The sequence below is a fragment of the Halanaerobium sp. genome, from assembly GCF_003070835.1.
In genome coordinates, this window is sequence record NZ_QBLR01000452.1 from 1 (window position 1) to 1997 (window position 1997).

Genomic DNA, 1997 nt, shown 5'->3' on the forward strand with positions numbered 1-1997 from the left:
TTTAGATTGACCCAGTTTTCTTCTTAATGTACGATACTTTTTGCGGATAAAACCTGCCTGTTTACCATTGTGGAATTGGCGATTAATTTCTTTGCCTTGGGGAGTTTTAACACTGGCAACCGCTAATTGGCGAAGCCCTATGTCAATTCCCATTAGATTAGAATTATTGGTTTTTTTAGCTGCAATTTTAATTGTTACAGCAAAATACCATTTACCTCTCTTGTAGAAGAGACAGGCTTTACCTAATTTGCAGCCACTATCGATATGCTGCCGCAGCTCTTCAAACCTTTCAGTCTGCTTAACAGGAAAAGCAAATCTTTTGCATTTGTTGGTATAAAGCGGAATTGAAATTATATGGTGATCAATTTTATAATTTTGATTATTATAGCAAATAGGCTGGTTAGCTTTGAACTCGATATTATCTTTTTCAGAACCAGATTTTAAGAATAGTTTGTAGAGAGCTTTAACTTCTCTAATATTCTGATTCTTAACAGCGGCAGGAAGATTTATCTCTTTAAAGTCAGCAGAACTCAATTTTGTTTCTCCTACTTTAAGTTTGGCAGCAACAGCTTTACGATTTTTAACTACTTCTGCAATATTATTTAAGAATATATTTTCTTTTCTTTTAGTTGGCTTTAACAACTCTAAAATATAGGTTAGTTGCATATTAATCACCTTTGATTTTCAATGTAGTGTTGGATAGTTTCAGAACTCACATCACCTGCAGCAGCTACAAAATATGCTCTAATCCAAATAGAACCTAAATGTTAGCTGTTAAGTATATTATACTATAAACATATGTTCATTTTCAAGGGCATATTATACAAAATTTTAATTTCTACATTGACTAAAAATTAAAATTGCTGATTCATCCCCGCCCATTATCATAGGCGAGGCTTTCTCAGCTATAATTCGGTAAAGAGAGTTAAAGAAATTTTAAATAATTACTAGCCAGGAGGGATTATATTATGGATTTAAAGATAAAAGGTAATTCTGCTATTATTACTGCTTCGAGCAGCGGGCTTGGAAAAGCTGCAGCAGCTGCTTTAGTCAAAGAAGGGGTTAATGTTGTTATTAACGGCAGAGAGCAACAGAAATTAGAAAGTGCTTTAAAAGAATTAAAAGCGCTAAAAGGTGGAAGAGTTATTTCCTGTCAGGGAGATATAACTAAAAAAGAAGATATTAAAAAGCTAGTTAAAACTGCAGTTGATAATTTTGGGCGGCTTGATCATCTAGTTAGTTCTGCAGGTGGACCACCCGCTAAATCTTTTCTGGAAACAACAGAAGCAGACTGGTATAAATCTTATGATCTGCTTGTAATGAGTGTGGTCAGATTGGTAAAAGAATCTGTAGAATTTTTAAAAGCAGATGGTGGAGGAACTATAGTAAATATAACTTCAATTAGTGTTAAAGAAGCTATTGACAATCTGGTCCTTTCTAATTCAGTTAGAATGACAGTCATTGGTTTAATGAAAACTTTATCTAAGGAGTTAGCCCCAGGAATTAGAGCTAATGCTGTTTTACCGGGATCTCATGAAACTGCAAGAATTGAAGAATTAATTAATTCTCAGGTTGAAAATGCTGAATTTGAAAACTATAAGGAAGCTTTAGCTGCAATGAGTAAAAGTGTACCTTTAGAGAAAATAGGTGCACCTGAAAAATTAGGTGATTTAATAGCCTTTTTATCATCACCAAAGTCTGATTATATTAATGGCAGTTCTATTGTGATTGATGGTGGTTCAGCTAGTTCAAACTTATAAGTGGATAAATAAAGCCTTTAACTTTTCTTCTTCTTGCCCAAAGAACAGGCCAATTTTTGCAATCCATAATTTCAGCCCCTCAAAATTATTTTCAGTTATTTAATCAAAATTATCAGATAAGAATATTAATTTAAAGCTGGAGTAAATTGCGAAGCAAATGAGGCTTTTAATAACAGTAAGTACAGAGGATGATGATTTTTCTTTACCCCAAAAACATGGTATATAAGGGTCTTATTC

General features: G+C 33.3%; 1 protein-coding gene and 2 pseudogenes. 1 reads left to right on the plus strand and 2 read right to left on the minus strand.

Translation table 11 applies throughout. From position 1 onward, the window contains the following. Nucleotides 1-666 (minus strand): annotated as a pseudogene (locus CI949_RS20310) (RNA-guided endonuclease TnpB family protein); the annotation flags it as partial. 5 nt (nt 667-671) lie between these two features. Further along, nucleotides 672-767: pseudogene (locus tag CI949_RS20315) on the minus strand (transposase); the annotation flags it as partial. A 201-nt stretch (nt 768-968) separates the two neighbouring features. On the opposite strand from CI949_RS20315, the gene CI949_RS20320 reads away from it, so the two are divergent. After that, complete coding sequence (locus tag CI949_RS20320; protein WP_290769848.1) at nt 969-1760, plus strand: SDR family oxidoreductase; 792 nt, start codon at nt 969-971, stop codon at nt 1758-1760. Nucleotides 1761-1997 lie beyond the last annotated feature (237 nt).

Coding starts and splice junctions, on each gene's coding strand:
- CI949_RS20320 (WP_290769848.1), top strand. CDS start 969: ATGGATTTAAAGATAAAAGGTAATTCTGCTATTATTACTGCTTCGAGC.